Source organism: Pseudomonas sp. BP6 (genome assembly GCF_017875935.1).
In the GTDB taxonomy this organism is placed as follows: Bacteria; Pseudomonadota; Gammaproteobacteria; order Pseudomonadales; family Pseudomonadaceae; genus Aquipseudomonas; species Aquipseudomonas putida_Y.
In genome coordinates this window covers 4,818,725-4,825,000 of record NZ_JAGINI010000001.1, presented here as the reverse complement: position 1 = coordinate 4,825,000, position 6,276 = coordinate 4,818,725, and the positions used below count along the sequence as shown (strand labels likewise).

General features: G+C 55.1%; 5 protein-coding genes, 4 tRNA genes and 2 rRNA genes (1 of these 11 running past the window's edge). All 11 read left to right on the top strand.

Annotation, left to right across the window (positions count from 1 at the left end; all coding sequences use genetic code 11):
- Nucleotides 1–1,458: ribosomal RNA gene (locus tag J3A98_RS21955) — 23S ribosomal RNA — on the top strand (it extends 1,435 nt beyond the left edge of the window).
- A 131-nt stretch (nt 1,459–1,589) separates the two neighbouring features.
- A 5S ribosomal RNA gene (rrf, locus tag J3A98_RS21950) occupies nt 1,590–1,705 on the top strand.
- 184 nt (nt 1,706–1,889) lie between these two features.
- Nucleotides 1,890–2,849, top strand: coding sequence for a bifunctional biotin--[acetyl-CoA-carboxylase] ligase/biotin operon repressor BirA (gene birA / locus J3A98_RS21945; RefSeq protein WP_209968319.1), 960 nt, complete (start codon nt 1,890–1,892; stop codon nt 2,847–2,849).
- Entirely contained in the window at nt 2,839–3,588 is a 750-nt protein-coding gene (locus J3A98_RS21940; protein ID WP_209968316.1) for a pantothenate kinase, read from the top strand. Before birA ends, J3A98_RS21940 begins: the two co-directional genes overlap by 11 nt.
- A 7-nt stretch (nt 3,589–3,595) precedes the next feature.
- Nucleotides 3,596–4,021 (top strand): hypothetical protein, encoded by a 426-nt coding sequence (locus J3A98_RS21935; protein ID WP_176684321.1) that lies wholly within the window; start codon nt 3,596–3,598, stop codon nt 4,019–4,021.
- Nucleotides 4,022–4,173: 152 nt separating this feature from the next.
- Nucleotides 4,174–4,257: transfer RNA gene (locus tag J3A98_RS21930), tRNA-Tyr, on the top strand.
- 24 nt (nt 4,258–4,281) lie between these two features.
- A tRNA-Gly gene (locus tag J3A98_RS21925) sits at nt 4,282–4,355 on the top strand.
- 29 nt (nt 4,356–4,384) lie between these two features.
- Nucleotides 4,385–4,460: transfer RNA gene (locus tag J3A98_RS21920), tRNA-Thr, on the top strand.
- Nucleotides 4,461–4,538: 78 nt separating this feature from the next.
- Nucleotides 4,539–5,732 (top strand): elongation factor Tu, encoded by a 1,194-nt coding sequence (gene tuf / locus J3A98_RS21915; RefSeq protein ID WP_003255489.1) that lies wholly within the window; start codon nt 4,539–4,541, stop codon nt 5,730–5,732.
- Between the two features lie 54 nt (nt 5,733–5,786).
- A tRNA-Trp gene (locus J3A98_RS21910) sits at nt 5,787–5,862 on the top strand.
- Between the two features lie 44 nt (nt 5,863–5,906).
- Complete coding sequence (secE, locus tag J3A98_RS21905) at nt 5,907–6,275, top strand: preprotein translocase subunit SecE (RefSeq protein WP_003255502.1); 369 nt, start codon at nt 5,907–5,909, stop codon at nt 6,273–6,275.
- Nucleotide 6,276: the final 1 nt, after the last annotated feature.

The following is a 6,276-nucleotide window of genomic DNA, read 5'->3' as shown; positions in this document are numbered from 1 at the left end:
CCTGGCGTTGGTTGTCCAGGTTTAAGGTGGTAGGCTGAAATCTTAGGCAAATCCGGGATTTCAAGGCCGAGAGCTGATGACGAGTTGCCTTTAGGCGACGAAGTGGTTGATACCATGCTTCCAAGAAAAGCTCCTAAGCTTCAGATAACTGGGAACCGTACCCCAAACCGACACAGGTGGTTAGGTAGAGAATACCAAGGCGCTTGAGAGAACTCGGGTGAAGGAACTAGGCAAAATGGCACCGTAACTTCGGGAGAAGGTGCGCCGGCGAGGGTGAAGGACTTGCTCCGTAAGCTCATGCCGGTCGAAGATACCAGGCCGCTGCGACTGTTTATTAAAAACACAGCACTCTGCAAACACGAAAGTGGACGTATAGGGTGTGACGCCTGCCCGGTGCCGGAAGGTTAATTGATGGGGTTAGCGCAAGCGAAGCTCTTGATCGAAGCCCCGGTAAACGGCGGCCGTAACTATAACGGTCCTAAGGTAGCGAAATTCCTTGTCGGGTAAGTTCCGACCTGCACGAATGGCGTAACGATGGCGGCGCTGTCTCCACCCGAGACTCAGTGAAATTGAAATCGCTGTGAAGATGCAGTGTATCCGCGGCTAGACGGAAAGACCCCGTGAACCTTTACTATAGCTTTGCACTGGACTTTGAATTTGCTTGTGTAGGATAGGTGGGAGGCTTTGAAGTGGGGACGCCAGTTCTCATGGAGCCATCCTTGAAATACCACCCTGGCAACTTTGAGGTTCTAACTCAGGTCCGTTATCCGGATCGAGGACAGTGTATGGTGGGTAGTTTGACTGGGGCGGTCTCCTCCCAAAGAGTAACGGAGGAGTACGAAGGTGCGCTCAGACCGGTCGGAAATCGGTCGTAGAGTATAAAGGCAAAAGCGCGCTTGACTGCGAGACAAACACGTCGAGCAGGTACGAAAGTAGGTCTTAGTGATCCGGTGGTTCTGTATGGAAGGGCCATCGCTCAACGGATAAAAGGTACTCCGGGGATAACAGGCTGATACCGCCCAAGAGTTCATATCGACGGCGGTGTTTGGCACCTCGATGTCGGCTCATCACATCCTGGGGCTGAAGCCGGTCCCAAGGGTATGGCTGTTCGCCATTTAAAGTGGTACGCGAGCTGGGTTTAGAACGTCGTGAGACAGTTCGGTCCCTATCTGCCGTGGACGTTTGAGATTTGAGAGGGGCTGCTCCTAGTACGAGAGGACCGGAGTGGACGAACCTCTGGTGTTCCGGTTGTCACGCCAGTGGCATTGCCGGGTAGCTATGTTCGGAAGAGATAACCGCTGAAAGCATCTAAGCGGGAAACTTGCCTCAAGATGAGATCTCACTGGGATCTTGAATCCCCTAAAGGGCCGTCGAAGACTACGACGTTGATAGGTTGGGTGTGTAAGCGCTGTGAGGCGTTGAGCTAACCAATACTAATTGCCCGTGAGGCTTGACCATATAACACCCAAGCAATTTGCTGACGCAGATTGCGGTGGTGAAGACGAAAGACCCGAAAATTCGTAAGACCACAAATATCGCATATCCGGATTCGCTGGGCTGTCCATCTGGACATTCTGGCTACAGAATTTCTTGACGACCATAGAGCATTGGAACCACCTGATCCCATCCCGAACTCAGTAGTGAAACGATGCATCGCCGATGGTAGTGTGGGGTTTCCCCATGTGAGAGTAGGTCATCGTCAAGATTCATTTCGCAAAACCCCTATCTGCACATGCAGGTAGGGGTTTTGTCTTTTGGGGCTGAAAATTCCAGGCCTGGCAGTGTTTCACTCTGTGATTGCGATGCGCGGCCCCTCCTGCAGGCCCTTTTCCTATGCAAGCCAACAGCCCATGGCTATCATGCCTGCCTTATTCCAAGTCGAGACTGGCATGCTGAAGTTGTTGAATCTCCTCAAGGATGGTCGGTTCCATTCCGGAGAAGCTCTGGGGGCAGCCCTGGGGGTGAGTCGCAGCGCAGTTTGGAAGCAGCTGCAGCATCTGGAAAGTGAGCTGAACCTCACCATTCACAAGGTTCGTGGCCGCGGTTACCAGTTGGCCGCGCCACTGGCTTTGCTCGAGGCGAAGGCAATCGCCGGGTTTGCCGTGGGTGAACAGTGGCCGGTATTCATCCACGAAACCATCGATTCGACCAATGCCGAAGGCTTGCGCCTTGCCGCTGAAGGGCAGGCGGCTCCATTCCTGGTTCTCGCCGAGCGTCAGAGTGCTGGGCGCGGTCGGCGCGGCCGGCAGTGGGTCAGCCCATTTGCTGAAAATCTCTATTACAGTCTGGTGCTGCGTGTCGATGGGGGCATGCGTCAGCTTGAGGGGTTGAGCTTGGTAGTGGGGTTGGCGGTAATGCGCACCTTGCAGGCGTTCGGGGTAAAGGATGTCGGGCTTAAATGGCCTAACGATGTGTTGGTTCGTGGGCAGAAGATCACCGGGATTCTCCTGGAATTGGTGGGCGATCCTGCAGATGTCTGTCATGTAGTGCTAGGCATTGGTATCAATGTAAACATGCAGGTAAACGACCGGGTCGATCAGCAGTGGACCTCTATGCGGCGTGAGGTAGGGGCAGCCATAGATCGTAATCACTTGGTAGCGCTGCTCAGCCAGCAGTTGCAGCACGAATTGGCGCGCCATCGCCGATACGGCTTTGCCGCATTCCAGGAGGAGTGGGAGCAGGCACACTTGTGGCAGGGCCGCAATGTTTCGCTCATTGCTGGTAGTACACGTATTGATGGTGTGGTTCTTGGCGTCGACGGGCAGGGTGGTTTGCGCCTTGAGGTGGACGGGATGGAAAAGAGCTTCAGTGGTGGTGAGCTCAGTTTGAGGTTGCGTGATGATTCTTGAGCTCGATTGCGGTAACAGCTTCATCAAGTGGCGGGTGATCCATGTCGCCGATACTGTGATTGAAGGTGGCGGGATCGTCGATTCCGACCAGGCGCTGGTGGCCGAAGTGGCTGCGCTCGCGTCAGTGCACCTTACGGGTTGCCGTATTGTGAGTGTGCGTAGCGAAGATGAAACCGATGCGCTTTGCGCGGTGATTGCTCAGGCATTTGCCGTGCAGGCGCGAGTGGCCCACCCGGTCCGTGAAATGGCTGGTGTGCGAAATGGTTATGACGACTATCAGCGCCTGGGTATGGATCGTTGGCTGGCGGCGCTGGGTGCGTTTCACCTGGCCAAAGGCGCGTGCCTGGTGATTGACCTGGGGACCGCAGCAAAAGCGGACTTCGTGTCCGCGGACGGCGAGCATCTGGGAGGTTACATCTGCCCGGGTATGCCGTTGATGCGCAGCCAGCTGCGTACTCACACCCGTCGTATCCGCTACGACGATGCCTCCGCGGAGCGCGCATTGACCAGTTTGTCGCCAGGTCGCTCGACTGTCGAAGCGGTAGAGCGCGGTTGCGTATTGATGCTCCGGGGTTTTGCCTACACCCAGCTCGAGCAGGCTCGTGTGCTCTGGGGTGAGGATTTCACTGTGTTCCTCACTGGCGGTGATGCACCGTTGGTGAGGGAAGCCTTGCCGCAGGCACGTGTCGTGCCTGACCTGGTTTTCGTTGGCCTGGCAATGGCCTGCCCATTGGATTGAGGTGCCTATGCGCTGGTTGTTTCTGCTGTTACTGGTGCTTAACGTCTTTTATTACGTATGGCATCAGCAGGAAGCCCCGCTGAAGGTCAAGGAAGTCGCCCCGTTGTCGCTGTACAAGGGGAATCAGCAAGAAATCCGTCTGTTGCGTGAAACTGGCGTGTCCGCACCGCCCAAGCGTCGTGATGAGTGCCTGGTAGTCGGGGGCGTGATGGGGCGGGTGCAGTTGGATGCGCTGCGTCAACGCCTGCTGAGTCTGGATATTGCCACCTTGCCGGTCGTAGGGCAGTTGCCTGGGGTGGATGGTCGCTGGCTCAAGGTTGCTCCGGAAAGCGAGCGTTTGCTGGACCAAACGGTGCTTCAGGCTCTTTCCAATGATTTCAAAGACTTAAAACATAAAATTATTTTCTGCCAGGGTATTGCAACTGGCGAATAGCTTGATAGAATGGCGCCCGCTTCACAGGGAACACCACTTAGGTGGTAGAGCTGGAAGCGGTGTCAAAGCAGCTAAGTTTCAGATTTGATTGAAAAAATTTGAAAAAACGCTTGACACTAGGGCGGCAGACAAATAGAATGCCGGCCACATCTGGAGGGATTCCCGAGCGGTCAAAGGGGACGGACTGTAAATCCGTTGCGAGAGCTTCGAAGGTTCGAATCCTTCTCCCTCCACCAGTTTTAGCGAGAGCCGCAAGCTCCGCGGGTATAGTTTAGTGGTAGAACCTCAGCCTTCCAAGCTGATGATGCGGGTTCGATTCCCGCTACCCGCTCCAAGTTTGCCGGATTTTGCACAAAGTGTTTCGCTCTTGTAGCTCAGTTGGTAGAGCACACCCTTGGTAAGGGTGAGGTCAGCGGTTCAAGTCCGCTCAAGAGCTCCATATAAACAAGGCAGATATGAAAATATCTGCCTTTGTTTTATCAGCGCAAGACTATTTCTTCTGCGGAGGATTGTATCGATGGCTAAGGAAAAGTTTGATCGTTCCCTTCCCCACGTTAACGTCGGCACTATCGGCCACGTTGACCACGGTAAGACCACTCTGACCGCAGCTCTGACTCGCGTTTGCTCCGAAGTTTTCGGTTCGGCAATCGTTGAGTTCGACAAGATCGACTCGGCTCCGGAAGAAAAAGCGCGCGGTATCACCATCAACACCGCTCACGTTGAGTACAACTCGACCATTCGTCACTACGCTCACGTTGACTGCCCAGGTCACGCTGACTACGTGAAGAACATGATCACCGGTGCTGCCCAGATGGACGGCGCGATCCTGGTTTGCTCGGCCGCCGATGGTCCGATGCCACAAACCCGTGAGCACATCCTGCTGTCCCGTCAGGTAGGCGTTCCGTACATCGTGGTCTTCCTGAACAAGGCTGACCTGGTAGACGACGCTGAGCTGCTGGAACTGGTCGAGATGGAAGTTCGCGACCTGCTGTCCACCTATGACTTCCCAGGCGACGACACCCCGATCATCATCGGTTCGGCTCGTATGGCGCTGGAAGGCAAAGACGACAACGAAATGGGTACTACTGCTGTCAAGAAGCTGGTAGAAACTCTGGACAGCTACATTCCTGAGCCAGTTCGTGCCATCGACCAGCCGTTCCTGATGCCGATCGAAGACGTGTTCTCGATCTCGGGTCGTGGTACCGTTGTTACCGGTCGTATAGAGCGTGGTATCGTCCGCGTTCAGGATCCACTGGAAATCGTTGGTCTGCGTGACACCACCACCACCACCTGCACCGGTGTTGAGATGTTCCGCAAGCTGCTGGACGAAGGTCGTGCTGGCGAGAACTGCGGCGTTCTGCTGCGTGGTACCAAGCGTGACGACGTTGAGCGTGGTCAGGTTCTGGTCAAGCCAGGTTCGGTCAAGCCGCACACCAAGTTCACCGCAGAAGTCTACGTCCTGTCGAAGGAAGAAGGCGGCCGTCACACTCCGTTCTTCAAAGGCTACCGTCCACAGTTCTACTTCCGTACCACTGACGTGACCGGTAACTGCGAACTGCCGGAAGGCGTTGAAATGGTAATGCCAGGTGACAACATTCAGATGACTGTTACCCTGATCAAGACCATCGCAATGGAAGACGGTCTGCGCTTCGCTATCCGTGAAGGCGGTCGTACCGTCGGCGCCGGCGTCGTAGCAAAAATTATTGAATAAGTAGTTGATTTACTTGATCAGGCCGGTATAATGGCCGGCCTGATACAGCGTTACAGGTCAGTAGCTCAATTGGCAGAGCGACGGTCTCCAAAACCGTAGGTTGGGGGTTCGATTCCCTCCTGACCTGCCATTTCACCTCGGTGTGATGGCTTTCTTCTTACAGGATCCTCCTCGATGACCCCCAAAACTGAAGCCCAAGAATCGCGTTTTGATCTGTTCAAGTGGCTGGCTGTAGTGGCTTTGGTGGTTGTTGGTGTTGTGGGTAATCAATATTACTCCGCCTCTCCAATCCTGTATCGCGTCCTTGTACTTCTCGTTCTGGCTGCTGTCGCGGGCTTTGTAGCCCTGCAGACTGCGAAGGGCAAGTCGTTCTTTGCGTTGGCGAAGGAAGCTCGTACCGAGATTCGTAAAGTCGTGTGGCCGACCCGCCAGGAAACCACCCAGACCACGCTGATTGTCGTGGCTGTCGTGCTGGTTATGGCACTGCTGCTGTGGGGGCTCGACTCCCTGCTCGGCTGGGCGGTCTCCTTGATCGTTGGCTAAA

What these genes read in the sequence shown, in the direction of transcription:
- J3A98_RS21935 (WP_176684321.1), top strand. Translation starts at nt 3,596, where the DNA reads ATGCGCTGGTTGTTTCTGCTGTTACTGGTGCTTAACGTCTTTTATTAC.
- secE (WP_003255502.1), top strand. Translation starts at nt 5,907, where the DNA reads ATGACCCCCAAAACTGAAGCCCAAGAATCGCGTTTTGATCTGTTCAAG.
- tuf (WP_003255489.1), top strand. Translation starts at nt 4,539, where the DNA reads ATGGCTAAGGAAAAGTTTGATCGTTCCCTTCCCCACGTTAACGTCGGC.
- J3A98_RS21940 (WP_209968316.1), top strand. Translation starts at nt 2,839, where the DNA reads ATGATTCTTGAGCTCGATTGCGGTAACAGCTTCATCAAGTGGCGGGTG.
- birA (WP_209968319.1), top strand. Translation starts at nt 1,890, where the DNA reads ATGCTGAAGTTGTTGAATCTCCTCAAGGATGGTCGGTTCCATTCCGGA.